23 protein-coding genes are annotated in these 23,687 nt (G+C 73.7%); 17 read left to right on the top strand and 6 right to left on the bottom strand.

Going from position 1 to position 23,687, the window contains the following annotated elements; all coding sequences use genetic code 11:
• The first annotated feature begins 136 nt into the window (after positions 1-136).
• From BMW99_RS30440 to BMW99_RS30425, 4 genes are all read left to right on the top strand, one after another.
• Entirely contained in the window at positions 137-2,386 is a 2,250-nt protein-coding gene (locus tag BMW99_RS30440) for an alpha-L-rhamnosidase-related protein (RefSeq protein WP_141726186.1), read from the top strand.
• Positions 2,387-2,510: 124 nt separating this feature from the next.
• Positions 2,511-3,908 (top strand): mercuric reductase, encoded by a 1,398-nt coding sequence (locus tag BMW99_RS30435; RefSeq protein WP_069464170.1) that lies wholly within the window; start codon positions 2,511-2,513, stop codon positions 3,906-3,908.
• A 136-nt stretch (positions 3,909-4,044) separates the two neighbouring features.
• A complete protein-coding gene (locus tag BMW99_RS30430; RefSeq protein WP_069464169.1) occupies positions 4,045-4,668 on the top strand; it encodes an RraA family protein in 624 nt (207 codons plus the stop codon).
• 218 nt (positions 4,669-4,886) lie between these two features.
• On the top strand, positions 4,887-5,426 hold the full coding sequence (locus BMW99_RS30425; RefSeq protein WP_069464168.1) for an EF-hand domain-containing protein: 540 nt from the start codon (positions 4,887-4,889) through the stop codon (positions 5,424-5,426).
• 1 nt (position 5,427) lies between these two features.
• Here BMW99_RS30425 and BMW99_RS30420 read toward each other — a convergent pair whose 3' ends face one another.
• Positions 5,428-5,781, bottom strand: coding sequence for a VOC family protein (locus BMW99_RS30420; RefSeq protein ID WP_069464167.1), 354 nt, complete (start codon positions 5,779-5,781; stop codon positions 5,428-5,430).
• A gap of 151 nt (positions 5,782-5,932) precedes the next feature.
• On the opposite strand from BMW99_RS30420, the gene BMW99_RS30415 reads away from it, so the two are divergent.
• Both BMW99_RS30415 and BMW99_RS30410 read left to right on the top strand, forming a co-directional pair.
• Positions 5,933-6,538: a helix-turn-helix domain-containing protein gene (locus tag BMW99_RS30415; RefSeq protein ID WP_069463534.1), complete on the top strand. Its 606-nt coding sequence runs from the start codon at positions 5,933-5,935 to the stop codon at positions 6,536-6,538.
• On the top strand, positions 6,535-7,866 hold the full coding sequence (locus BMW99_RS30410; protein ID WP_069463535.1) for an MFS transporter: 1,332 nt from the start codon (positions 6,535-6,537) through the stop codon (positions 7,864-7,866). Before BMW99_RS30415 ends, BMW99_RS30410 begins: the two co-directional genes overlap by 4 nt.
• 79 nt (positions 7,867-7,945) lie before the next feature.
• Here the strand turns inward: BMW99_RS30410 and BMW99_RS30405 are convergent, their stop codons facing one another.
• Positions 7,946-8,437, bottom strand: coding sequence for a MarR family winged helix-turn-helix transcriptional regulator (locus tag BMW99_RS30405; RefSeq protein ID WP_069463536.1), 492 nt, complete (start codon positions 8,435-8,437; stop codon positions 7,946-7,948).
• 97 nt (positions 8,438-8,534) lie between these two features.
• Between BMW99_RS30405 and BMW99_RS30400 the strand changes: the two genes are divergently transcribed.
• From BMW99_RS30400 to BMW99_RS30385, 4 genes are all read left to right on the top strand, one after another.
• The gene (locus tag BMW99_RS30400) at positions 8,535-9,707 is read left to right on the top strand and encodes a PP2C family protein-serine/threonine phosphatase (RefSeq protein WP_069463537.1); all 1,173 of its coding nucleotides are present in this window, start codon (positions 8,535-8,537) and stop codon (positions 9,705-9,707) included.
• Positions 9,708-9,838: 131 nt separating this feature from the next.
• On the top strand, positions 9,839-11,527 hold the full coding sequence (locus tag BMW99_RS30395) for a PP2C family protein-serine/threonine phosphatase (RefSeq protein ID WP_079138407.1): 1,689 nt from the start codon (positions 9,839-9,841) through the stop codon (positions 11,525-11,527).
• A complete protein-coding gene (locus tag BMW99_RS30390; RefSeq protein WP_069463538.1) occupies positions 11,524-12,615 on the top strand; it encodes a cobalamin B12-binding domain-containing protein in 1,092 nt (363 codons plus the stop codon). The genes BMW99_RS30395 and BMW99_RS30390 overlap by 4 nt, the downstream gene beginning before the upstream one ends.
• Positions 12,612-12,965 carry an STAS domain-containing protein gene (locus BMW99_RS30385; RefSeq protein WP_069463539.1) on the top strand — a complete coding sequence of 118 codons (354 nt, stop codon included), beginning with the start codon at positions 12,612-12,614 and terminating at the stop codon, positions 12,963-12,965. Before BMW99_RS30390 ends, BMW99_RS30385 begins: the two co-directional genes overlap by 4 nt.
• Positions 12,966-13,014: 49 nt before the next feature.
• On the opposite strand, the gene BMW99_RS30380 is transcribed toward BMW99_RS30385, so the two are convergent.
• Positions 13,015-13,470: a MarR family winged helix-turn-helix transcriptional regulator gene (locus BMW99_RS30380; protein ID WP_069463540.1), complete on the bottom strand. Its 456-nt coding sequence runs from the start codon at positions 13,468-13,470 to the stop codon at positions 13,015-13,017.
• Positions 13,471-13,555: 85 nt separating this feature from the next.
• Between BMW99_RS30380 and BMW99_RS30375 the strand changes: the two genes are divergently transcribed.
• Genes BMW99_RS30375 through BMW99_RS30365 form a run of 3 tightly spaced genes read left to right on the top strand, consistent with a single transcriptional unit; the run spans position 13,556 to position 16,342 of the window.
• Positions 13,556-15,076 (top strand): MFS transporter, encoded by a 1,521-nt coding sequence (locus BMW99_RS30375; protein WP_245791688.1) that lies wholly within the window; start codon positions 13,556-13,558, stop codon positions 15,074-15,076.
• Positions 15,073-15,822 carry a hypothetical protein gene (locus tag BMW99_RS30370; protein ID WP_218108413.1) on the top strand — a complete coding sequence of 250 codons (750 nt, stop codon included), beginning with the start codon at positions 15,073-15,075 and terminating at the stop codon, positions 15,820-15,822. Before BMW99_RS30375 ends, BMW99_RS30370 begins: the two co-directional genes overlap by 4 nt.
• Positions 15,812-16,342, top strand: coding sequence for a PNPOx family protein (locus BMW99_RS30365; RefSeq protein ID WP_075017937.1), 531 nt, complete (start codon positions 15,812-15,814; stop codon positions 16,340-16,342). The genes BMW99_RS30370 and BMW99_RS30365 overlap by 11 nt, the downstream gene beginning before the upstream one ends.
• 166 nt (positions 16,343-16,508) lie before the next feature.
• Here BMW99_RS30365 and BMW99_RS30360 read toward each other — a convergent pair whose 3' ends face one another.
• From BMW99_RS30360 to BMW99_RS30345, 3 genes are all read right to left on the bottom strand, one after another.
• The gene (locus tag BMW99_RS30360) at positions 16,509-17,228 is read right to left on the bottom strand and encodes a dienelactone hydrolase family protein (protein ID WP_069467505.1); all 720 of its coding nucleotides are present in this window, start codon (positions 17,226-17,228) and stop codon (positions 16,509-16,511) included.
• A 258-nt stretch (positions 17,229-17,486) separates the two neighbouring features.
• On the bottom strand, positions 17,487-18,428 hold the full coding sequence (locus BMW99_RS30350; protein WP_075017936.1) for an alpha/beta fold hydrolase: 942 nt from the start codon (positions 18,426-18,428) through the stop codon (positions 17,487-17,489).
• 132 nt (positions 18,429-18,560) lie between these two features.
• The gene (locus tag BMW99_RS30345; RefSeq protein WP_069465422.1) at positions 18,561-19,499 is read right to left on the bottom strand and encodes an RNA polymerase sigma factor; all 939 of its coding nucleotides are present in this window, start codon (positions 19,497-19,499) and stop codon (positions 18,561-18,563) included.
• Positions 19,500-19,726: 227 nt separating this feature from the next.
• Here BMW99_RS30345 and BMW99_RS30340 point away from each other — a divergent pair, with 227 nt between their 5' ends.
• The 4 genes from BMW99_RS30340 to BMW99_RS30325 all read left to right on the top strand — a co-directional run bounded on the left by BMW99_RS30340 (position 19,727) and on the right by BMW99_RS30325 (position 23,643).
• The gene (locus BMW99_RS30340) at positions 19,727-21,142 is read left to right on the top strand and encodes an FAD-binding oxidoreductase (protein WP_245791687.1); all 1,416 of its coding nucleotides are present in this window, start codon (positions 19,727-19,729) and stop codon (positions 21,140-21,142) included.
• Positions 21,143-21,221: 79 nt separating this feature from the next.
• A complete protein-coding gene (locus tag BMW99_RS30335) occupies positions 21,222-22,121 on the top strand; it encodes a Bax inhibitor-1/YccA family membrane protein (RefSeq protein WP_069465420.1) in 900 nt (299 codons plus the stop codon).
• A gap of 245 nt (positions 22,122-22,366) precedes the next feature.
• Entirely contained in the window at positions 22,367-23,281 is a 915-nt protein-coding gene (locus tag BMW99_RS30330; protein ID WP_075017935.1) for an RICIN domain-containing protein, read from the top strand.
• Between the two features lie 23 nt (positions 23,282-23,304).
• Positions 23,305-23,643 (top strand): YbaB/EbfC family nucleoid-associated protein, encoded by a 339-nt coding sequence (locus BMW99_RS30325; protein WP_069466747.1) that lies wholly within the window; start codon positions 23,305-23,307, stop codon positions 23,641-23,643.
• Positions 23,644-23,687: the final 44 nt, after the last annotated feature.

The following is a 23,687-nucleotide window of genomic DNA, read 5'->3' as shown; positions in this document are numbered from 1 at the left end:
CCCTCGTCCACCGGGACCCGTCCGAGGGGCTGGTGCCGCCGCGCCGTCCGTCCGACGGGACCCGACAAGGGAGTTGACGACGTTGAGGCCGTTGAGAGCGTTGGGGACGACGGGGACGTCGAGGACGATGACGCCGTTGAGGACTTCGTCCGGACCTCGCAGACGCACCGTCGCCCTGGCCTCCGCGGCCGGCGCGGTACTCGCCACGATCGTGCCGGTGGGACTGGCGTCGCCGGCCGCGCTGGCGGCGGCTCCCGGCACGCCCGCGTCGAGCCCCTGGTCGGACAGCGGATACCAGCCCCGCCCCGGTGACTGGCGGCCGTACGTGCTCGCGCCCGCCGGCCACGACGTCGCACCCGTCTCGGTGCTCTCCGCCGACCCGCGCGGCGGCGCCGTCCAGGGCGACCCCGAGGGTGCCCTGGGTGGCCGGCCGGTGCGCCTGGTGAGCAAGGGGGACCGCACGCAGTCGCCGCTGCTCACCTTCGACTTCGGCAAGGAGGTGGGCGGCCGGATACGCGTCCACCTCGCCGGGGCCTCGACGACGCCACCCACCCTGCACGTGTGCTTCAGCGAGTCCCGGCAGTTCGCCGCCCTCACCCCGCAGGCCAACAACGGCGAGGCCGCCTACGCGCCCGGATGCGACACCGCCAACATCTGGACCGGCTACCCGGGCGTCACCTACGGCTACGACGCCGACAGCCACACCCTGTCCCTCGACCCCTCGAAGCTGCCCGCCACCGTGACGGACGCCCAGCTGCGCGGCGGCTTCCGCTACGCGACGCTCTTCCTGGACGGCCCCGGGTGGGTGGACGTCGACGGCGTCTCCCTCGCCTTCGACGCGGCCCCGAAGCAGGCGAACCCCGCCGACTACAAGGGCTGGTTCCTGTCGAGTGACAACGAGCTCAACAAGATCTGGTACGCGGGCGCCTACACCGTGCAGATGGACACCTGGATGTCCGGCACGGCCAAGAGCTGGCCCTATGCGGCGGGCGAACCGGACCACTCCGACGCGCAGGTGCCGTACGCCGACCCCGGCCAGGAGGTCATCTTCGACGGCGCGAAGCGCGACCGCATCGTGTGGCAGGGCGACCTCGCCGTCCAGGCCCCCGTGACCTACCTGAGCACGGACGACCTCGCCGCCGTCGACAACTCGCTGTCCTCGCTCTCCGCGCAGCAGCTCTCCGACGGCTACGTGCCCGCCGAGAGCCTGGTCGGCCAGCACAACGAGGACGAGATCCGCACCTACGGCGAGTACGTCACCTGGTTCGTGTACAACCACTACCAGCACTGGCTGTACACCGGCGACCGCGCTTACCTGGACCGGTGGTGGCCGTCGCTGACCAAGGCGATGACCTGGCTCGAATCGGTGCGCGGCCAGGACCCGCAGGGCCTGATCGCCTTCGGCGCGGCCGGCTCCTGCGGCCACTACGGCTACAGCGACTGCGGCCACGAGACGTACGTCAACGCGCTCTACGCCCGGAACCTCGACGAGATGGCCGAGCTGGCCGGTGCCCGCGGTCTGGCCGGCGACGCGGCCACGTACGCCGCCCGGTCCACGGCCCTGAAGAAGGCCGTCAACGACCAGCTGTGGGACGGCGCGACCGGCGCCTACCGGCTGTCCCGCGAGACCCCGGACGTCTATCCGCAGGACGCCAACGCCACCGCCGTGCTCACCGGCGTCGCCGACGCCGGCCAGGCGCAGCGGGCCATGGACTACCTGCACGCGAACAGCTGGAGCACCCACGGCGCGCTGACCGTGTCGCCGAGCGCGCCGAAGTCCGCGATCGGGCCGATGTACGAGCCGCTGCCCAGCGGATTCGAGGCGAGCGCGCGCCTGGCGGTACCCGACCCGTCGGGCGGCACCCAGGCGAGCGGGCTCCAGCTGATGCGCTCCTTCTGGGGTTACATGCTGTCCAAGGACCCGGGCAGCACCTGGTGGGAGAAGGCCGACGCCGCCGGTGACCCCGGCATCGGCCAGTTCACCAGCCTCGCCCACGGCTGGGCGTCCGGCCCGACGGTGACCCTCACCGGCCAGGTGCTGGGCGTGGCGCCGACGGGAGCGGGTTTCGCGGCGTACGCGGTCGTGCCGCACCCCGCGGGCCTGACCTGGGCGCAGGGCAGTGTGCCGACGCCGCACGGCGACATCGCCGTCTCCTGGCGGGCGCTCGCCCAGGGCTTCCAGCTCCAGGCCACCGCGCCGGCCGGCACCTCGGGCCGGCTCGCCGTCCCGACGCAGGGCAGGAAGGTGAGCGTCCGGCTCGACGGGCGCCTGGTCTGGGACGGCTCCGCGGCCGCCGGCAGCGCGAAGGCCACCTCCGACGGCCAGTACGTCTACGTCGACGGCGTGACCGCCGGGCACCACGTCCTGCACGCCCAGAACCTCTAGCGCGCGGGAACGTTCGTGCCCCGGGGCGAGGGAGAAACCCTTGGCCCCGGGGCCCGCCCCGGCCGCCCCGCGCCGGCTGTGACGCTCGGTGCGCGTGTCAGTGCGCAGGGTTACGATCCCGTGCATGGCGGACGAGAGCTACGACGTGATCGTGATCGGCACGAGCCAGGGCGGGAGGTTCCTGCCGGTCGACCTCGCGAAGGCCGGCAAACGCGTCGCGCTCGTGGAGCGCGGCGCCGTCGGCGGCGTGTGCGTGAACAGCGGGTGCACCCCGACCAAGACCATGGTCGCGAGCGCGCGCCTGGCATACCAGGCGCGACGCGCGGGGGAGTACGGCCTGCGGATCGGCCCGGTGTCGGTCGACCTCGCGGCCGTGCGCGAGCGCAAGCGGGCGATGGTCGCGGGCGCCCGCCAGAACTACGCCGGGCGCCTCGACCAGGACGGACTCGACCTGATCGAGGGGGAGGCCCGCTTCACCGGGCCCAGGACCGTCGAGATCGCACTCAGGGACGGGGGCACTCGCACGCTGACCGCCGAGGTGATCGTCGTCGACACCGGCACCAGGCCCAGGCCGCCGGAGATCGGCGGCGCGCGGGACGTCGACCTGCTGGACTCGACGTCGATCATGGAACTCGGGGAGCTCCCCGAGCACCTGATCATTCTCGGCGGTGGCTACATCGGCCTGGAGTTCGGCCAGATGTTCCGCAGGTTCGGCAGCGAGGTCACGATCGTCCAGAGCCGGCCCCGCCTGCTCATGCCCGAGGACGAGGACGTCTCCGAGGCGGTCGCCGCACTCCTCCGCGACGAGGGGATCACCGTCCTGACGTCGGCCGTGGCCGAACGCGTCGAGCGGACGGACGGCGGCGGGCTCCGGCTGACCGTCTCCATGCCCGACGGCGAGCGGCAGGTCGAGGGCTCCCATGTGCTCGCGGCGATCGGCCGCATCCCCAACACCGAGGCGCTCGCCCCGGAGGCGGCCGGCATCCGGCTGGACGACCGGGGCTTCATCGAGGTCGACGAGCACCTGGAGACGTCCGTCCCCGGCGTCTACGCCATGGGTGACGTCAAGGGCGGCCCGGCGTTCACCCACCTCTCCTACGACGACTACCGGGTCCTGCACGCCACGTTGCTCGGCCGCCAGAAGGCGAGCATCCGCGGCCGGACCGTGCCGTACACCGTGTTCATCGACCCGCAGTTCGGCCGGGTCGGCATGTCCGAGCGGCAGGCCGCCGAGCAGAACCGCACGGTGCGCGTCGCCAAGCTGCCCATGAGCGCCGTCGTCCGCGCCATCGAGACGGGCGAGACCCGCGGCTTCATGAAGGCCGTCATCGACGCGGACACCGGCCGGATCCTCGGTGCCGCGGTCCTCGGCGCCGAAGGCGGCGAGATCATGTCGATCATCCAGGTCGCCATGCTCGGCAACCTGCCGTACACGGCACTGGCGAACGCGATCTTCACCCACCCGCTGCTCGCGGAAGGGCTGAACACCCTGTTCGCGCCGGACGAGCAGCCGGTGACCTGACGCCGGCCGGTCCACCGGGGTGCGCGGGGGGCGTGCCCATCGGGTCTGCCGTGCTCGTGCCGACCGCCGCGTCCGGCATGATCGCAGGACGACGCCGCCCCTGGACCGGGGGAGCGGACCCGAACGGAGGAGCGCAGTGGACGCGGCCACGGACTTTCAGGACCTGCCCCCGACCACCCTTGCGGACGTCCTCGACCGCGGGCAGGTCATGGACGCCGGCATCCGCCCGCTGTGGACGCCCGTGCCGCGCGTCGCCGGCCCGGCGTTCACCGTGCGGTGCCCGCCGGGCGACAACCTCATGCTCCATGCCGCCATCCACCGCGCCCCGCGGGGCGCGGTCCTGGTCGTGGAGGCGGGCGACAGCGACTACGCGGTGGCCGGGGGCAACGTCTGCGCCGTCGCTCATCGGCGCGGCATCGCGGCCCTCGTCGTCGACGGCGTGATCCGCGACCTCGGCGAGGTGCGGGAGCGGGGCTTCCCCGTCTTCGCGAGGGGCGTCATCCCGATCCCCGGGATCAAGGCCGCCGTGTCGCCGCTCAACGTCGAAGTCCGCTGCGGCGGCGTGCGGGTGAACGCCGGGGACGTCGTGGTCGCCGACGAGGAAGGCGTGGTCGTCGTCCCCTCCCCGCGCCGGGACGAGGTGCTGTCGGCCGCGCGGGCGAAGCTGGCCAAGGAGGCCGGTGAATCCCTCGATGCCTGGGAAGAGGCCCACCGCACCCGCATCGACGCGATTCTCGCCGAGAACGGCTACCGGGACTGACACCCGCCGCCGGCGCGGGGGACACCGCTGACCCGTTCCGGCCCGCGGCGGGCGAGGAGCGCCAGGGGCGGGGCTCCACCACCGCGAGGGTGACGCCTCGCGCGCATGTGCCCAGCACCTCCCAGGTGCGTCACGCCCGCGAGGTGTAAATGCTCGCCCCTGCGGCGTACGGGCTCCCGCCCGGCGCCCAGCGGATGCCGGTACCCAGGGGAGGACATGTGGCCAGCGTGTTTCAGGAGCGGAAGCTCAAGGGGATGTTCGACGCCTTCGACGCGGACGGTGACGGTTACCTGCGGGAGGACGACTTCCGGGCGCTGACCGCCCGGTGGAGCCGGCTGCCGGGCGTGGGGCCGGGAACGGAGCTGCGCGGGCGGGTGGAGACGCTGCTGATGAGCTGGTGGGGGGCGCTGCTGGAAGCGGGGGACGCCAACGGGGACGGCAGCGTCGACCTGGCGGAGGTGCTGGTGCTCGTGGACCTGCTGCCCGGCATGGCCGAGGACGTGACCGCGACGGCCGGCGTCGTCTTCGACGCGATCGACACCGACGGCGACGGCCGGATCTCCCCGGAGGAGCACCGGCGGCTCGTCGAGACGTGGAACGGGGAACCCGTCGACATGACGGGTGTCTTCCCGCTGCTCGACCCGAACGGGGACGGCTACCTCAGCCGCGAGGAGTTCGCGCTGCTGTGGCGGCAGTTCTGGATCAGCGACGACCCCGCCGAGCCGGGCAACTGGCTCTGCGGCCGCTTCGCGCCGTAGGTCAGGCGGGCTGCCACAACTCGACGCGGTTGCCCTCCGGGTCGGTCACCCAGCCGAAGCGCCCGACGCCGTCCATGTCCTGGGTCTCGTCCGCGACGTCCGCTCCCACGGCGCGCAACTGCGCGAGCATCGCGTCGAGGTCGCGGACGCGGAAGTTGAGCATGGTCTGCTGCGTCCGGGACCCGAAGTAGTCGGTCCCGGACTCGAAGGCGGCGAACACCGTCGGCCCGGCCCCCGGCTGCCACAGGCCGTTCTCGTCGGCGTCCAGCCCCAGGCAGTCCCGGTACCACGCGCCCAGGGCCGCCGGGTCCGACGCCCGCAGGAAGTACCCGCCGATTCCCACCACACGTTCCATACCGCCATCCTGCCAGCCGCCCCGGCCGCCCCCCGCCCGGACACGGGCGCCCGTCCCGGTGGTCAACGGGAGCCACGTCGACGGTCGTTGACGGGGCGTCATTCCAAGCAAGTGCTTGACATCGTGCTGCCGTGCGCCGCATATTCCCAGCATGTCCTTGGAAAGTGAGCGGCGCCGCGTGCGGTTCCTGGACGACCCGCTGGCGATCCGTGCGATGGCGCACCCCATCCGGCTGGAACTGCAGGCGATGCTCGGCCAGGAGGGGCCGCTGACGGCGACCGAGGCCGCGCGGCGCCTGGGCATCAGCCAGGCGCTGGCGTCCCACCACCTGCGGCAGCTGGCGAAGTACGACTTCGTGGAACCCGCGCCCGGCAAGGACAACCGCGAGCGCCCGTGGCGGGCGGTGTCGACCTCGCAGTCCTGGCCCCGGGCGGACCTCACGGCGGAGGGCGAGGCCGCCGTGGGCGTCCTGGAACAGCTCCTCGCCGAGCGCGCCCTCGACCGGCTCGCCGCCTGGCACCGGCAGCGTCCGGGGGAGGAGCCTGCCTGGAGCGACAGCGCGGGCATCGACACCACCGGGATCTACCTCACGGCCGACGAACTCGCCGAACTGACCGGGCGGATGAGGGACCTGCTGCAGCGGTACGTCGACGAGCGCCCGATCGACGACAAGGCCACTCGCCCGCCCGGCAGCAGGCACGTGCAGATCACCCAGATCGTCACCGTCTCGCCGCAAGCCGCGGAGGACGGGCCGTGAAGGACGTGTGGGCGGTGCTCACGCGGCAGCGCGACTACCGGTTGCTGCTGGGCGCCGGGCTCGTCTCGCTCACCGGCGACTGGATACTCCGGACCGGACTGGCCTTCCGCGTCTATGAGTTGACCGGCTCGACGCTGACCTCGGGCGGCCTGCTGCTGGCGTCGTTCGTGCCGACGGTCGTGCTCGGCTCGGTCGCCGGCGTCTTCGCCGACCGCTGGGACCGGCGGCGGGCCATGATCGTCCTCAACCTCCTGCACGTGATCGCGCTGCTGCCGCTGCTCGCGGTGCACGACCGGCGGACCATCGGGATCGTCTACGCCGTCGTGCTCGCGCAGAGCTGCCTGCAGCAGTTCTTCGTGCCGGCCGAGCAGTCACTGCTGCCCGCCCTCACCGAACCGGGACAGCTGCTGACGGCCAACGCGCTGAACAGCCAGACCCGGGACGTCGCCCGCCTCCTCGGCGGCGCTCTCGGCGGCGTCCTCGCGGCCGCGGGCGGCATACCTCTCCTCGCGACAGCGGACGCCGGCACGTTCGTCGCGGCCCTGGTCCTCGTCTCGTCCATCCGCCATCGGGCCGGGCGCGCCCCGGCCGTACGTGGCGCGGCGGAACGGGCCGCGCCCGGCGTGCGCGCGGAGCCGGGCAGGGGCTCGCGGCCGCGGATCCGGACAGGGGAGGCGCTCGCGCGCCTGGCGGAGGAGTGGAAGGACGGGCTGCGCCTGTGCGCGGCCGGGCGGGCGATGCGGCTCGTCTTCCTCTTCGGGCTGGTGACACAGATCGGCGAAGGCCTGATGAGCACGTTGTTCGCACCGTTCGTGCGCACCGAACTCGGCGGCGGCGCGCAGGCGTACGGGCTGATCGTGTCGTCCCAGGCCGTCGGCGGCATCGTGGGCGGCCTGGTCGCGGCGGCGGCCGGCTCACGGCTGCCCGCGGTCACGATGTGGGGGACCGGGTCGGTGCTGTTCGGGCTGGTCGACCTGACGCTGTTCTGCTCCCCGCTGGCGACGGACAGCCTCGTCCCGGCCTTCGTGTGCATGATCCTCGTCGGCGTCCCCGGTGCCTTCACCGTCGCCGGCTCGATGACCGTCCTGCAGCGCCTCGCCGAGGACGGCGCCCGCGGGAGGGTCCTCGGCGCGCTCAGCGCGGTAGAAGGCGCCGCCGTCCTCGCCGGGATCACCGTCGCGGGACTCCTCGGCAACGTGGTCGGCACCATCCCGCTGCTGGTCCTCCAGGCGCTGGGCTACGTGCTCGGCGGCATCGTCGTCCTGGCGCAGCGGCGTCTCCTCGGCGCGGAGCGGCCCGAGCGGGAGGCCGCCGCCCAGCCGGCGTGACGCGACGGTCCGCGGGCCGGGTCCGGTCCCCGGGCACGCCGCAGGTCGCCCTGGCCGGGCAGCGTGGGGGCCGTGCGCGTCAGCCCGCGAGTCTCGTGCGGGCGGGAGGGCTGGACGGGTCGCCGGCCGTGTCGCTGAGGGCCCTCAGACCGGTGAGGAGCGCCTGCCGGCTCTCGGGCCGCATGCGCTCCATGGCCTCGCGGAGCGCCTCCTCGCGGCGGTGCCGGAGGGTCCGCAGGTGGGCGGTGCCGGCCTCGGTGAGCTCCAGCTCCACCTCGCGGCGGTCCTGGGCGCCCGGTCCCCGGCGGAGGAACCCGGCCGCCTGGAGACGGTCGCAGAGGCGGGTGACGGACGGAGCGGCGGCGGACAGGGCGCGGCCGAGCGCCGTCAGGTTGATGCCGGGCTCGCGCTCGACGAGGTACAGCACCCGCGTCTGCGCGGCGGAGAGCGGAGCGGTGCCGAACGCGTCACGGGCGCGCTCCCAGGCGACCTCCAGGAGCTCCAGGACCTCGCCGACCTCGTGCGCGGCATGCGAGGGGTGTGTGTGGAGGTCGGTGGGGGCCTGGTTCATGTGACACTCCCGTGAGAGCCGTTCAGGCTCGTTTCCATCTGTTCGATCCAGTAGTCGCTTGGACGACGATATGTGAACGAGGGAAGGACCGATAGCGTTGGACAGACCTTGGACCGTGGAACGCCGCCTCCGTGAGGCCGCGCCTCACGAGATCTTCGACGTGATCCGTTCCACGATCGAGCGCCGCCACGAGGTGCTGGCGGTGCGGCTGATGATGGCCGACTACTCGTCGACCAGGCTCCAGACCGTGGGGGAGCCGTCCGCCACACGCACGCTGGTGTCGGTTTACGACACCGCCCCCGGACGGGCCTACGGTGCCCAGGAACCGCACTGGGTGCACGACGCCTCGGCGGCCGCCGTCGAGGTGCACCTGCCGGTCAGCGTCCGCGGCGACCGCCTGGGGATCCTGAGCGTCACGCTGCCCGACCCGGAGGGCGAGGGGCCGCCGCCGGAGCTGCTCGCGGAGCTCCAGGAGTGCGCCGACGCCCTCGGGCACGAGGTCCTGGTCGCCGACCGGGACACCGACCTGTTCCTCCGGGCGCGCCGGGCCGAGCGGCTCACGCTCGCCGCCGAGATGCAGTGGCAGCTGCTGCCCGGCCGCTCGTGCTCCCGGCCCGAGTACACCCTCGGCGCCCAGCTGGAACCCGCCTACGCGGTGTTCGGCGACAGCTTCGACTGGTCGGCCTCGGCCGACGAGCTGCACCTGACCGTGAACAACGGCATGGGCGAGGGGATAGACGCCGCCCTCCTGACCAACCTCGCCGTCAGCGCCCTGCGCAACGGCCGCCGCGCCGGACTGGAGCTCAGCGACCAGGCCTACCTGGCCGACCAGGCCGTCTTCGGGCAGCACCGCGGTGAGCAGTACCTGGCGGCGCTGCTCCTGCGCTTCCACCTGCCGACCGGCGAGGTGGAGATCATCGACGCGGGTTCGCCGCGCATATGGCGCCTGCGCGACGGCGCCGTCGAGATGATCGAGCTGGAGGCGCAGATGCCGCTCGGGATGTTCGAGGACACCGTCTACGAACCGCAGCGGCTGACCGTCGCCCCCGGCGACCGGCTGCTCTTCATCAGCGACGGCGTGTACGACGCGCTGTCCCCGGCCGGGGAGAAGTACAGCCTGCGCGCGCTGGCGCGGTCGATCAACGACACGCGTCTGCTGCCCGCCACCCAGGTGCCGCGGGCCATACTGGAGGCCCTGCTGGGGCACCGCGGACCCGGTCCCGCCGCGGACGACGCCCTGGTCATGTGCCTGGACTGGAACGGCCGCTGACCCCGGACCGGAACGGCCGATCAGGGGGACGGCTTGTCAGCGCGGACATCTGTACGAGATGCTTGCCGCGCGGCAAATAAATCGTCCTCCTCGCGAAAGTTGGTGCGGCCCGCTGACAGCGGGCTCCGTTCATGGCCTCTATCGAGGGAAAGCCCGTCACCGTTGCCGGGCCGGCAGCGACGTCCGACCTGTGGACGCTCGCCCCGTACCCGGTGATCGTCGCCGACGCGTCCGGCATCGTGGTGCAGGCCAACCGCGCGGCCGCCGCCCTGATGACCGGGGCGGCGGCCGGAGCCAGCCTGAGGGAATCCGTGCCCGACTGGCTGGCGCGGGCCCACGGTGAGGCCGTGGCGCACTCCCGGCCGCCGGCCCAGCGGAGCGGGAGCCACGACGGCGAGGCCCTGCCCCCCGCCTCGGGACCGGTCGGAGCGCGCCGCTTCGAGGCGTACCCGACCCGCGGGCAGGACGGCGAGGTCGTCTGGTGGCTGATCGACGGCACCGGCCGGCAGGAGGCCGAGCAGGCCCTCAGCACCGAGCGTGAACGCACCGGATTCCTCGTCGAGGCGTCCAACGTCCTGCTGGCCTCGCTGAACCTCGACCGGTGCATGGCCGCCACCGTGCGGCTGGCCGCCGACTACCTGGCGGACGTCGCGATCGTCGTCGCCCCGCCGGCGCGCGGGAAGCTGCCGGTCGCGCACGCCGTGGCCGGCCAGGACGTCGTCCGCACCCTGGTCGCGGCCGACCCGTCCAGCCTGCCCGGCCTCAGCGAGGCGCTCCAGGGGTTCCCGCCGCTGCCGTCGCGGTGGATCGACGGCGCCCTGCTGCCCGACTGGCTGCTGCCCGAGGGCTCCTCCGGTCCGATCGGGTCCGTCGTCGTCACGTCCCTGCCCGGGCACGGCGTCCCCGCCGGCGCCCTGATCCTCCTGCGCGGCACCGGGCACGCGCCGTTCAGCCCGAGCGAGGAGGTCTTCGCGCGGCTGTTCGCCGCCCGTGCCGGCGCCGCGCTGTCCGCCGCGCGCATGTACAGCGAGCAGCGGGCGATCACCCAGACCCTCATGCAGGACCTGCTGCCGCCCCGCCTCCAGCGCCTCAACGGCGTGGAGTTCGCCGGCGGTTACCGCCCCGCGGAGACCGGCGAGCGGGTGGGCGGCGACTTCTACGACGTCCACCCCGGCCCCTCAGGCGCCGACGCCTCGCTCGTCGTCCTGGGCGACGTGTGCGGCAAGGGCCTGGACGCCGCGGTGCTGACCGGCAAGATCCGCAGCACCCTGCAGGCGCTGACGCCCATGGTCGACGACCACGGGCGGATCCTCGAACTCCTCAACGGCTCGCTGCTCAACTCGCACCACACCCGCTTCGCCACGATGGTGCTCGCCTCGGTTCTGCGTAAGGGCCACGAGGTGCGGCTGAGCCTCACCTCCGCCGGGCACCCGCCGCCCCTGGTGGTGCGCCTCGACGGCAGCGTCGAGGAGGTCCGCACCCACGGCTCCCTGATCGGCGCCCTCCCCAGCATCGAGTCGCACTCCGCCCAGACCGTCCTGCAGCCCGGTGAGACGTGCCTGCTCTACACCGACGGATTCACCGAGGCGCGCGGCGGCCCGCTCGGCAGCGAGCTGTTCGGCGAGGACCGGCTCAAGCGCGCCCTGTCCGACTGCGCCGACCTGCCCGCCGAAGCGGTCGTCGAGCGCATCCAGATGCTCGCCTCGCAGTGGCTGCACGACGGCAGCCACGACGACATGGCCCTCGTCGCCATCGGTGCGCCGCGGACCACCCATCTCAGTGCGGTGGACGGCCGTACCCGGGGCAGGTACACGGTATGACGCCGACCGAATCCCGGGCCGATCCGCTCGCGGCCCTGCGCGACGACCTGTGGGCCGCGGTGACCGGCCGCGACGAGTACCAGGCCGCCGACCTCGTCCTCGGCGCGCTCGACGGGGGCGCGGACGCCGAGAGCGTCCTGCTCGACGTGCTGGCGCCGCTGCAGGCGAAGGTCGGCGCGGAGTGGGCCGCCAACCGGCTGAACGTCGCGCAGGAACATGCCGCGAGTGCCATCACCGAACGCGTCATCGGGGCCCTCGCCCACCACCCGGCCACCCGCACCGAGCCCCGCCTGGGCCGGATCACCGTGGCGTGCGTCGACCAGGAATGGCACGCCCTCCCGGCCCGCCTCCTCGCCGAGGTGCTGGCCCTGCGCGGCTGGCAGGTCGACTTCCTCGGCGCCCAGGTCCCCACCCCGCACCTCATCGCGCACCTGCACGCCAGCGGCTCGGACGCCGTCGCGTTGTCCTCCTCCCTGCCCACCCGGCTGCCGGCCGCCCACGCGGCGATCACCGGCTGCCAGGCGATAGGCGTGCCCGTCATCGTCGGAGGGGCGGCCTTCGGCCCGGACGGCCGCAACGCCCGGCTGCTCGGTGCGAACGCCTGGGCGCCCGACGCCCGCGCGGCCGCCCTGGCACTCTCCGCCGGCCTCCCCGGCCCCGACCTGGCCGCCGGACGGCAGCAGATCGACGACCTGCCCCACCTGGCCGACCAGGAGTACACCCTGGTCGCCCGCGCCCAGCGGGACATCGTCAGGAAGGTCCTGACCCAGCTGGAGGCCGCGCTGCCCGCGATGGCGTCCTACACCGCCGAGCAGCGCGAGCGCACCGCCGAGGACATCGCGCACATCGTCGAGTTCCTGGCCGCGGCCCTCTACTGCGACGACGACGAGCTGTTCGCCGCGTTCCTCACCTGGACCGCGGACATCCTCGCCGCTCGTCGCGTCCCGGCACGGTCGCTGCGCCCGGCGCTGGACGCCCTGGCGTCGGAACTGAAGGACTTCCCCCGGTCCGTCCGCATGCTCGACCGGGCAGGCCGCGCCCTGGACGCGTACGCGCCGGACGGCACCCCTCCCGGAGCACCCGCATGACGTCCCTGCCCCACTCCTCCTTCTCCGTCACCGTCGAGGCCGGTGCGGACACCGCGTCCCTGCGGCTGGCGGGCGACCTGGACTACGACACCGGCGACGAACTGGTCGCCCACGTCAGCCGCTGCCTCGCTGCGCACCCGGACCTGCGCGAACTCCGCGTGGACTGCGCGGAGCTGCGGTTCTGCGACTCGACGGGCCTGTCCGCCCTGCTGATGATCCACCGCCTCACCTCCGCGGGGAACGTGCGGCTGCGCGTGGACGGGCCGCCGCCGTTCCTGGAGCGCATGCTCACCACGACCGGCGTCCGCGGCCTGTTCCTGCCGGCGTCCGCGTCCGAACGCGCCGAGTAGCCCGCACCGGGGGGTTCCTCACTCCTTCACCCCTCGTCGAGGAGCGCCTTCACTCCTCGACGAGGAGTGACATCAGGCCCAGGAACTGCTCCCGCTGCTCGGCGGTGAGCGGCGCGAGGAACTCGCGCTGGATCCCGTCGATCACCGCGTCGAGGTCGAGCAGCCGGGTGGCGCCCGCGTCGGTGAGCGTGACGATCTTGCGGCGCTTGTTCGCCGGGTCGACCGACCGCTCCACCAGGCCTTGCGCCTCGAGTTCTGTCAGGGCCGCCGTCACGTCGCTCCGGTCGATCCCCGTGGTGCGGCCGACGTCCGCCTGGCTCGACGGCCCCCACTCCTCGAGGGCCGCCAGCAGCCGGTAGTGGTAGCCGCGCAGGCCGCCCCCGTGGGCCTCGAAACCGGCGTTGAGCAGCCGGAACGAGCGCGCGTGCGCCCTGCTGACAAGCCAGGTCGCCCGGTCCTGGAGACGGGCGGGCGTGCGGGGCGAGGGTCGGTGAGGCAGCGGCACACCCCAAGAGTATCGGTTGTTGGCACGACCCACATCGGCTATGTTGGTGGGACCAACATTGGTTCGTCCAACATAGGAGGCCGTGGTGGCCGCTGACCCCGTTCCGCTGTCGCTCGCATCAGGGCGCGGCCGACGGATCCTCGCGCTGCTGTGCGCAGTCGCGTTCCTCGATTTCGTCGACGCGTCGATCACCAACGTGGCGCTTCCCCACATCCGGACCGCCCTGGGGTTCTCGGTCCAGAGCCTCCAGTGGGTGCCCTCCGCCTACCTGCTGACCTACGGCGGCCTGATGCTGCTCGGCGGCCGCCTCGCCGACCTGCTCGGCCGGCGCAACGTGCTGCTCGCCGGCACCGTGCTCGTCGGACTGTCCTCGCTGGCCGGCGGCTTCGCCGGAGACGCCGGCGTCTTCATCGCGGCCCGGCTCGTCCAGGGCGCGGGCGCGGCGCTCATGCTGCCCGCCGCGCTGTCCGCCCTCACCACCACCTTCACCACGGACCGGGACCGCCGGTCCGCGCTGGGCGTGTGGGCCGCGGTCGCCGGACTCTCCTCCGCGGTCGGCATCCTGGCCGGCGGCCTGCTGACCCAGGGCCCCGGCTGGCGCTGGGTCATGTTCGTCAACCCGATCGCCTGCGCACTGGTGATCCCCGCCGTCGTGGTGATGCTGCCCCGGGACCGCCCCGCGGCCCGGACCTCCCGGTTCGACCTGCTCGGCAGCGTCGTGATGACCGGCGGCATGCTGCTCCTCGTCTACGCCCTCATCAAGGCGCCCGACCAGGGCTGGGGAGCCGCCCGCACATGGGGCGAACTGGGCGGAGCCGCCGTGCTGCTCGCGTGGTTCGTCGTCATCGAACTGCGGGCAGCGGACCCGATCCTGCCCCTGGACATCTTCCGCGTCCCGGGACTGGCCGCGGCCAACCTGACCGGACTGATCGGCTTCGCGGGCATGCTCTCGATGTTCTACTTCCTCACCCTGTACATGCAGAACGTCCTCGGCTACTCGCCGATCGCCGCCGGAGCCGCGTACCTGCCGCTCACCGTCGGCGTCGGCATCGGCGCGGGCATCGGCTCCAAGCTGCTGGGCAGGATCGGCAGCCGGGCCGTCGTCAGCGCCGGCGCGCTCATCTCGGCGGCCGGGCTGTTCGACCTCAGCCGCATCCCCGTGGGCGGCGGCTACGTCGCCCACGTCCTTCCCGGGCTGCTCCTCGTGGCGTTCGGCCTCGGGCCGGTGTTCGTCGGCGTGACCACCGCCGCCAACGCCGGCGTCGGTCCGAGCCGGGCGGGCGTCGCCGCCGCGATCCTCAACTCGGCCCAGCAGCTCGGCGGTGCCCTCGGCCTCGCGGTCCTCTCGGCCGTCGCGACGGCGCGCATCCACCACCTGGCCTCCGCGGGCGCCTCCGTGCCGGCCGCGACCACGTCCGGGCTGCGCCAGGCCCTGGCCGTCGGCGCGGCGTTCGCCGCGGCCGCCGCGCTGATCGCGCTGGCGACGAACAACACCCGCGAGGACGCCGCCGCGGCACCGCCACCCGAGCACGTTCCCGACCCGGCACCCGCGGGGGCACGGGAAACGGAGCGGGACGCGCACCACACGAAGGAACTGCACTCATGAACCACGCACATGACGCCGTTGCCGCCCACGACACGGAGGGCGCCCACGACTCGCACGACGTCCGTGACACCCGCGGGCCGGCCGGTGCGCACGGCGTACCGCTGCGCGTCCTCATCGTCGGCCGCAGCCCCGGCGTGCTGGTCGAAGCCGTCGGCCTGCTCCGTGCCCGCGGCCACCGGGCGGACGCCACCAACCAGTTCGGCAGCGTCCTGGAGGACTACGACGTCGGCGATCTCGACGTCCTCGTCTTCGGGGGCATGGTGCCGCCCGACACGAAGCAGCACCTGCGCGACGCCGTCGCCGAGCGCAACCCGGACGTGACGTTCCTCCAGGGCCTCGCCGGCATCGCCGGTGTGATCGCCGCCCAGGTCGACGCCGTCACCTCGGCGGACGCGACCGACGACATCACCTACGACGGCGCGGGGCGAACCGTGCGTGTGGTGCTGCCCGCTGCCGCACACGTCACCGTGGAGGCCTTCTGGGGCACGTCGTTCACACCCCCGGAGCCCAGGAGCACGTCCGCGCGTGTCCGGGACGGCGAACTCGGCGCCGGCGTCCACACGATCGCGGTACCGGAGTACGTTCCGCCGGTCGCCTCCTTCGCCGCGGTCACCGTCGGCGCCACCGTCCGGGTCTTCACCATCGGCGGCATGCCGGGTTCGGTGACGCGCCTGGTCCCGACGTCGGCGGGCGACCAGCGGCTTCCCGAGGTCGCCAGGGTCACCACCCAGAGCCATGAGCGGTGACACGAGCGGCGCGGGCCCCAGCCCCGACCGGAGGGTCAGGACCCTCCGGGGGCAGCGCGCCGTCAACCTCCTGGTCCGCGCGATGCTGCGGACACCGGGCCTGTCCCGGACGGCCGGCAGCCGGCTGGTCACCCTCTACGTCGTCGGGCGGACGTCGGGTCGTCGCTACGCGGTTCCGGTGGCCTACCTGCCCGACGGTGACGACCTCCTGATCGGCACCTCCTTCCCCTGGGCGCGCAACCTGCGCACCGGTGAGACCGTCCAGGTGCGGTTCCGGGGCCGGCTGTGCACGGCGGGGGTGCACGTCGACACCGCCGAGCCCGACGTCGTCCGCGCGTACGCGCACATGGCGCGGACGAACCCGACCTTCGCGCGGTTCAACGCGATCCGCACGGACGGGACGGGCGAGCCGGACCCCGGCGACCTCCACCAGGCGTGGCTCGGCGGCGCGCGAGCGATCCGCCTCACGGCCCCGGCCCGGTCCGCGCGGGCCGCCGGCCGACAGGTGCACCGGACGTGAACACCGCCGCGGCCGGGCGGTCCACCACAGGCGGACCGCCGCGGCCGGGGCGGTGGTGCGTCCGTTCCGCCGCGGTCGAGGGGGGCCGGGCCCCGTCCTCGACCGCGGCGCTCCGGCCGTCGGGCAGGCTGCGAACGGCGTCCGCCGCAGGCCCGACGGCGCGGCCTCACCTCAGGTGCCGGTCGTAGAACCGGCTCCCGTCCTCGCTCTCGAACGCGGGGGTGCCCAGGTGCCCGCCCGGATTCGCGTGCAGCGTCTTCTCCTTGCTGCCGAAGGCGTCGAACAGGTCCAGGGCCCGCTGCCGCGGGTTCCCCTCGTCGTCCCACTGCAGCAGGAACAGCAGCGGAACGGTCATCTGCCGGGCCTCCTCGCGCACGGCGCGGGGCACGTACCCTCCGGCGAAGAGGCCCGCCGCCGCGATGCGCGGGTCGGCCACCGCCAGCCGGATGCCGAGGGCGGTCCACCCGGAGTACCCGACCGGGCCGCTGATCTCGGGCAGCTCCAGGAGGGCGTCCAGGGCGGTCCGCCACTCCGGGACGGCGTCGTCGACCAGCGGGCCGACCAGCGATTCGAAGATCTCGTCGACCGGCTCGCCGGCCTTCATCGCCCGGCGAAGGTCGGCCCGGGCCTGCTCGGCGGCCGCGGAACGGGGCCGGTCACCGCACCCGGGGGCGTCGATGGTGGCCACCGCGTAGCCGTGCGACGCGGAGTGCCGGGCCCGCGCGACCAGCCGCGGCTCCCGCCGGGGCAGGCCGTTGTTGTGGGCCACCAGGATCAGCGGAGCCGGTTCGGATCCGCTCGTCCACAAGGTGCCGGGGATCTCGCCGAGGGTGAACTCGCGCTCGAGGATGCCGTCGTCGAGGCGTCGTTCGGAAGTGATGTCCATGGTCGTGCCTTTCGGGAGTGCTCGTGAAGACGGCGCTCCCGGACGACCTATCGCCCGACCGTGACCCCGGAGGGAAGCACCCATGTCGATTGGTTCACGGGTACCACCTCCTCGTTCTGCTGCACGGCCACCGGAAACGTAGCAGCGGCCGCCGCGCGGCGCCAAACGGTTTTCCCGGCCGCTCGTGGCGGGGCGAGCCGCCCTCCACCGGGCACGGATGGCCCGCCGGAGGCCGGCTCGCCCCGCCTCGGGCATGCGCTACTCCGCCCCGGGCTCCGGGGCCGTCGTCCTGGCGACGAAGTCGCGGACCGCCTCGGCGAACAGCTCCGGCTCCTCGACGTGTCCCATGTGGCCGCTGTCCTCCAGGACCAGCAACTCCGACTCCGGGATCAGGTCGTGGAGTTCGCGGCCCCAGCGGATGCCGCAGATCACGTCGTGCCGGCCGACGACGACCAGTGCCGGCACCTCCATGCCCTTGAGGGCGGCGCGGTCGTCGATGCTCTCGGGCACGAGGTGCTCGTCCAGTCCGGAGACGTACGTGGCCCGGATCGCGTCCCGGAACGGCGCGTACCGCTCCTCGTGGGCCCAGTAGTCGGCGAAGTACGAGGGCAGCACGCCCCGGGCGACGGCCACGGTCTGCTCGTCGCCGGAGATGTCCGCCATCGCGCCGAACGCGGCCAGCACACCCGGCAGTCCGGGGTGGCCCGCGTACCGGGCGGCGAACGCCCCCACCATGCGCCCCGCCTCCTCGGCGTGCTCGGGACCGGTGACCGGTGCCCCCTCGTAGAGGACGACGCCGGCCAGCCGGCCGGCGCGGTGCAGCGCGTGGTAGGCGGCGACGAACGCGCCGTGGGAGTGGCCGAGCAGGTGCACCCGGGGCACGCCGAGGCGGTTGATCAGGACCTCCAGGAAGCCGCTGTACCGCTCCCGCGTGTATCCGTGCGGGTGTGAGGGGAGGCGGCTGTCCTCGCTGGTCCCGACCGGTTCGACGTACACCATGGTCAGGTGTTCCTCGAGCAGGGGCATCCGCAGGTAGTCCCAGAAGATGCCGGGTCCTCCGGAGTGGACCACGCACACCGGGCCCGTGCCGTGGACGTGGTAGCGCTGGACCACTCCGCCGAGCCCGTACACGTGGGTGCCGGGGGTGAGGGGATCGTTGCCGGACGCCGTGCCGGCCGCGGGGGAGAGGGGGCTGTTCATCGGGATCTCCGGAGTCGTACAGGTGGGTGGGTCACCGACACGACGGCGCAGGAGGCCGGAAGTTGGATCCGCAGGGTGTGAACTGAGTCACACGTATCGCGGTCCGGGTCGTCGGGCCGGGACCGGCTCCGCCTACGGGCGGGCGGCGTGGTGCAGGGACACCCGGTCGAAGCGCCCGTCGGCGAGCGTCATGATCCAGGCGACCCCCGGAGGGCAGTGCTCCGGATCGTCCGGGGGGCTGACCAGCTCCATCTCCCAGATGACGAGCGAGCGGCCGGCCACGACGTGCAGGGGCCGCTGGCGCACACCCGCGGAGAGGTCCATGTCCATCCCGGCCAGCAGGAGCTCGGCTCCGCCGAGCCGTGCTCCGCCGGCCAGCAGCGACACGTCGGGGGAGTAGCGGTCCCTGACCACCCTGCCGAAGTCGCCGTGCTCGGCCGCCACGAGCATCCCGCGCGCCTCCTGCCAGCTGGCCGCCGTCCGTCGCCGTACGTCGTCGTGCCCGTCGGCCGCGGTCGCGGTCAGCGCACGGGCCAGCGCGGCGCGCGCCTGGTGGAGCCGGCTGCGCACGGTGGCCACGGGGATCCCGCAGGCGGCGGCGATCTGCTGGTACGAGGTGATCCCGGTCGAGAAGTAGCGCAGGACGACCGGCAGGCGCAGCGCCGGGGACAACGCCTCGACGGCCTCCCAGATCCAGTCCCGCAGCGCGTGGTCCTGCAGCACCTCTTCGGGTGTGCCGCCGACGGCCGGCACCGGCACCTCGGCCACGGGCTCGACCCGCCGGGCCGCGCGCAGCAGGGTGCGGCACTGGTTGCGGACGACCATGCGCAGCCACGGCCCCACGCTCGCGGGATCGCGGACGTCGACGATCCGCCGCAGTGCCACCAGGGCCGCCTCCTGCATGACGTCGTCCACGTCCGGCCCCGGCCCCAGCACGCTGATCGCCACCGCACGCATACCGGCCCGGTGGCGTTCCAGCAGCAGGACGAGCGACGACACGTCCCCCGCCTGGGCGGCACGTGTGAGCACCACGTCCTCCGCGCGATCGTCGCCCATCGGCGACCTGCCCATGTCAGGCCCTCTCGTTCGCCAGCACCCTGTCAGCGACCCTAACCGCCTGAGGCACATGTGTCACGCGGGGCCCGAGGGACCGCACCGCGGGGAAGGTGCGGAAGGGAGGGGCGGGTTGGCACACGCGCCGAGTTCACACGTATCTTGCATGGAGGGCGGTGGTCGAGCCCAGATACGTGTGAGCATGGACATCCGAACGTGCATGTGTGAGTGAGGTTGGGGAGAGCGTGAGTAGCGACATGTCAGGTGGGGCGAATGTCCGGTTGCGGCCGGAGGACGTGACGGACCTGCGGCACGCCGTGGCGGGACCCGTCCTGGAGCCGGATTCAGAGGGGTACGCGGCCGAGTGCGCCACGTTCAACCTGAGTTGCCCGCTCGCGCCCGCCCTGGTCGTCGGTGCGACGAGCGACGCGGACGTGCGCGCGGCGGTCCGGTTCGCGGTGCGCCACGGGCTGCCGGTGGCCGTGAAGTCCGCGGCCCACCAGGTCGTCTCGGCCGCCGAGGGCGGGCTGCTGATCTCCCTGGGGCGCATGCGGGCCCTCGACGTCGACGCGCGGGAACGCACTGTACGGGCCGAACCGGGTGTGCGCTGGAGCGATGTGCTGCCGCGCACCGCGGAGTCGGGACTGGCCCCGCTCGCGGGCTCCGCGCCGGACGTCGGTGTCGTCGGCTACACGCTCGGCGGCGGCCAGAGCCCGCTGCTCGGACGGACCCACGGCTATGCCGCCGACCATGTGCGCCGGCTGACCGTGGTCACCGCGGACGGAGCACTCCGCGAGGTGACCCCGCACACCGAACCCGAGCTGTTCTGGGCGCTGCTGGGCGGCAAGGGCAACTTCGGCGTCGTCACCCGGATCGAGTTCGAGGTGTTCCCGTACACGCGCTTCTACGGCGGCGGCATCTACTTCCCGGGCGAGCACCTGGCCGAGGTGCTGGAGGCCTGGCGCGCCTGGCTCCCCACCGTCGGCGAGGACATGACCTCGTCCGTGGGCATCCAGCGGCTGCCCGACCTCCCGGTCCTGCCCGAGCCGCTGCGCGGCGCCTTCGTCGTCCATCTGCGCGTCGGCTATCTGGGCTCGGCGGAGGAGGGAGCCGCCCTGCTGGCCCCGCTGCGCGCCGCGGCCCCGGTGCTCCTCGACCTGGTGGAGGAGAAGCCCTACGCCTCGATCGGCGACATCCACCAGGACCCGGTGGAGCCGATGCCGTACTTCGACCGGAGCGTCTGCCTGGAGGAGTTCGACGAGAAGACGGCGTGGACGCTGGTGGAGCTGACCGGCTCCCGGTCGGGCTGCACCCTGGCGAACGTCGAGATCCGGGCGCTCGGCGGCGCGTTCGACCGCGAGCCGGCGACCCCCAACGCGGTACCGAGCCGCGGCCTTCCGTACCTCGTCTTCGCCCTCGCAGTCGGTGCCCCCGACCGGGCCGAGGCGATGCGGGCGGACCTCGCGCGGGTCGTGGACGGGCTCGCGCCCTGGGCGGCGACGCGGAACCTCGTCAACTTCCTCTCGCCGGAGGAGGCCACCGACACCGAGGGCGTGCGGGCGGTCTTCGGGCCCGAACGCCACCGGCTGCTCGCCGACATCAAGAAGCGCTACGACCCGGACAACGTCTTCCGCTTCAACCACAACATCACGCCCGCCTGACCCACGCCGGGACCGGCCGGCGCCCGCCGCCGGCCGGTCCGGGCCCGGCCCCTGAGACACGGAGAAGAGGAGATCGGGCGTGACACCGGTCGAGCAGCAGACGCTGCACAGCAGCAACCCCGTACTGTGCCGGCCGCAGTTCGGCCGGCAGGGCGGGCGGAAGACGGCGGCCGGGGACCCCCTGGACGGCGTGCCCCTGACCCGGAGCCGCACCGACGCGGGCCCGCACCGGGCACGGGAGCACTCCGCCGGGCTCCTTCTCCCGGTGCTCGTCGCGGGCGACCTGATGACGCTGGACGACGTGCTGCCCCGCCTGACCGGGGCCCTCGCGGCGACGGCCCTCGGGGCCCTGGCGGCGTGGACTCTGCTGCCCGTCGTCCCCCTCGGCGCCGCGGAGTCCTACGGCGTCGCCGCGGTCCTCGGAACGGCCGCCGCGGCGCTGGTGGTGAGCCAGCGCCGCGAGAACCGGCCCTCGGCCCTCCGCACCCTCGCGTTCGCCGTGCTGCAGGGCCTGTTCCTCGGCGTCCTGTCGGCCACGCTCCCGGGACCCGCCGTCCTGGTCCAGCCCGTGCTCGGGACGATGACCACCACGGCCGGCGTCCTGCTGGCCTACCGGCTGCACTGGATGCGGGCCCACCGCAGGACCCGCGGATTCGCCGGCGCCGGGTTGCTCGGCCTCGGACTCCTCGCCGTGGCGGACCGGCTCCTGGTCTCCGTGGTGGGCCAGGACGCCCTGGGGCTGCGGCCGTTGGGCCTCGGATTCGCGACGGGGCTGGCCGGCGCCGCCCTGGCCGCGTCGTTCCTGGCGCTCCACCTCCGCCAGGTCGAGGACGCGATCAGGTTCGGCGCGTCCCGTGACCGCTGCTGGCCGGCCGTCTTCGGACTGACCCTGACGCTCAGCTGGCTGTACGTGGAGACCGTACGGCTGCTGACGCTGTATCCGGCGGAGGAGTGCTACGGGCCCGTCGGCATGCCCTGAGCGCGGGGGTGTGTGCGGCGGCAGGCGGTCCATGTGCCGTCCGGCAGGGCGGACCGCGGGTGGATCCGACACACGTGTGACGGGGTCCGCGTGTAGACTCGACCACGTTTGCCGGGGAGACACATGTGTGCCGGGTCCGGGCGGCCGAGCCGCGGCCCGTGGCCGCGCGCGTCGTCGGGCCCTTGTGCGTCCCTTCCGTCCCCGGCACCCCAGACCCCCTGGTTTCCGAGCTCTCAGGAGACGAAGTGCCGCCCCAACAGAAGCCGCAGGATCCCGCGTTGCTGGACGGGGCGTCGTCGCGCTTCGCCGACGCGTTTCTCCGCCGCACCACGCAGGGCCGTCCCGGCGGAGGCCCGGGACCGCGGCCGTGGACCTGGATCGCCGGCGCGGCCGCGGCCACCGCGGTCGTGGTCCTCGCCGTGTTCGCCGTCGCGCACCTCTCGTCCGGCTCCGGCGGCACGAAGAAGACCGCGGCCGCGGTGGCCTCCACGTCACCGGCGCCGTCCGGCGCCGGGCAGCACACGACCGCGACGGGCGGGCCGCCCGCGCCCGGCCGCAGCGCCGGCGCGGTGAAGCCCGGCGGCGGGGCCCGGACGACCGGCGGCGGCACCGACGCGACCGGCGGCGGCAGCGCGGTGCCCGGCGGCGTACCGCAGGCGGCCCCCGCCGCCGGGACCGGGACCGCCTCCGGGTCCAAGCCCGCGGCCGCCGGTTCCGCCGGCACCCAGCCGAAGAAGGCCGCACAGGCGCCCCAGGCCGCCGTCTACCCGGGCGTCGCCGTCGTCGGTCACGCCAGCGGCCGCTGCGTCTCGGCCACCGGGCACCAGAACAGCAGGGCCACCGACGGCACGCCCCTGGCGATCTACGACTGCGTCGGCGGATCGTGGCAGAAGGTCGACTTCCGGTCCGACGGCACCGCGCGGATCTACGGCCTGTGCATGGACATCGCCTGGGCCTCCAAGGACAACGGCGCCGCCATCCAGCTCGCCGTCTGCAACGGCGGCTGGGCCCAGAAGTTCAAGCTCAACACCTCCTACGACCTGGTCAACACCGCCATCGGCAAGTGCGTCGACGCCACCGACAGCGGCACCGGAAACGGCACGAGGCTCCAGCTGTGGAGCTGCGCCGGCACTCCCAACCAGAAGTGGAGCAAGGGCTGAGGCCCGCGGAACAGGAGGGGCACATGGATCTCGACGACGACGCGACCGTTCAGCGGCTGCTGCACAGCACCCGCCGCTTCGAGCAGGACTTCACCCGCGCCCAGGAGGAACTCGGCGCACTGACCGTGCAGGGCACGGCCGGCGGCGGCGCGGTGAAGGCGACGGTCGACCACCGGGGCGTGCTCGACGGCCTGACGATCGCACGGTTCGCGGCCGATCCGGGCAACGTCCGGGACCTGGCCGTCATGATCGTCGCGGCCGTCCACGACGCCCAGCAGGCCCTCACCGCCCGACGCGAGGAACGGCTCCGCCCGCTGCTGGAATCGATCAACGCCGAGCTGGGGAGCGGCCCGAGCCGCTGACCCGCGGCCAGCGGTCCCCCGGGCAGCCGCCCGGGGGACCGCGT

This window comes from Actinacidiphila rubida, from assembly GCF_900110255.1.
Classification (GTDB): domain Bacteria; phylum Actinomycetota; class Actinomycetes; order Streptomycetales; family Streptomycetaceae; genus Actinacidiphila; species Actinacidiphila rubida.
The sequence above is the reverse complement of the archived record's forward strand: the minus strand, read 5'-3'. Positions and strand labels throughout refer to the sequence as shown.

Coding starts and splice junctions, on each gene's coding strand:
- BMW99_RS30435 (WP_069464170.1), top strand. CDS start 2,511: ATGGCGGACGAGAGCTACGACGTGATCGTGATCGGCACGAGCCAGGGC.
- BMW99_RS30420 (WP_069464167.1), bottom strand. CDS start 5,781: ATGGAACGTGTGGTGGGAATCGGCGGGTACTTCCTGCGGGCGTCGGAC.
- BMW99_RS30415 (WP_069463534.1), top strand. CDS start 5,933: ATGTCCTTGGAAAGTGAGCGGCGCCGCGTGCGGTTCCTGGACGACCCG.
- BMW99_RS30405 (WP_069463536.1), bottom strand. CDS start 8,437: ATGAACCAGGCCCCCACCGACCTCCACACACACCCCTCGCATGCCGCG.
- BMW99_RS30395 (WP_079138407.1), top strand. CDS start 9,839: ATGGCCTCTATCGAGGGAAAGCCCGTCACCGTTGCCGGGCCGGCAGCG.
- BMW99_RS30390 (WP_069463538.1), top strand. CDS start 11,524: ATGACGCCGACCGAATCCCGGGCCGATCCGCTCGCGGCCCTGCGCGAC.
- BMW99_RS30385 (WP_069463539.1), top strand. CDS start 12,612: ATGACGTCCCTGCCCCACTCCTCCTTCTCCGTCACCGTCGAGGCCGGT.
- BMW99_RS30370 (WP_218108413.1), top strand. CDS start 15,073: ATGAACCACGCACATGACGCCGTTGCCGCCCACGACACGGAGGGCGCC.
- BMW99_RS30365 (WP_075017937.1), top strand. CDS start 15,812: ATGAGCGGTGACACGAGCGGCGCGGGCCCCAGCCCCGACCGGAGGGTC.
- BMW99_RS30360 (WP_069467505.1), bottom strand. CDS start 17,228: ATGGACATCACTTCCGAACGACGCCTCGACGACGGCATCCTCGAGCGC.
- BMW99_RS30350 (WP_075017936.1), bottom strand. CDS start 18,428: ATGAACAGCCCCCTCTCCCCCGCGGCCGGCACGGCGTCCGGCAACGAT.
- BMW99_RS30345 (WP_069465422.1), bottom strand. CDS start 19,499: ATGGGCAGGTCGCCGATGGGCGACGATCGCGCGGAGGACGTGGTGCTC.
- BMW99_RS30325 (WP_069466747.1), top strand. CDS start 23,305: ATGGATCTCGACGACGACGCGACCGTTCAGCGGCTGCTGCACAGCACC.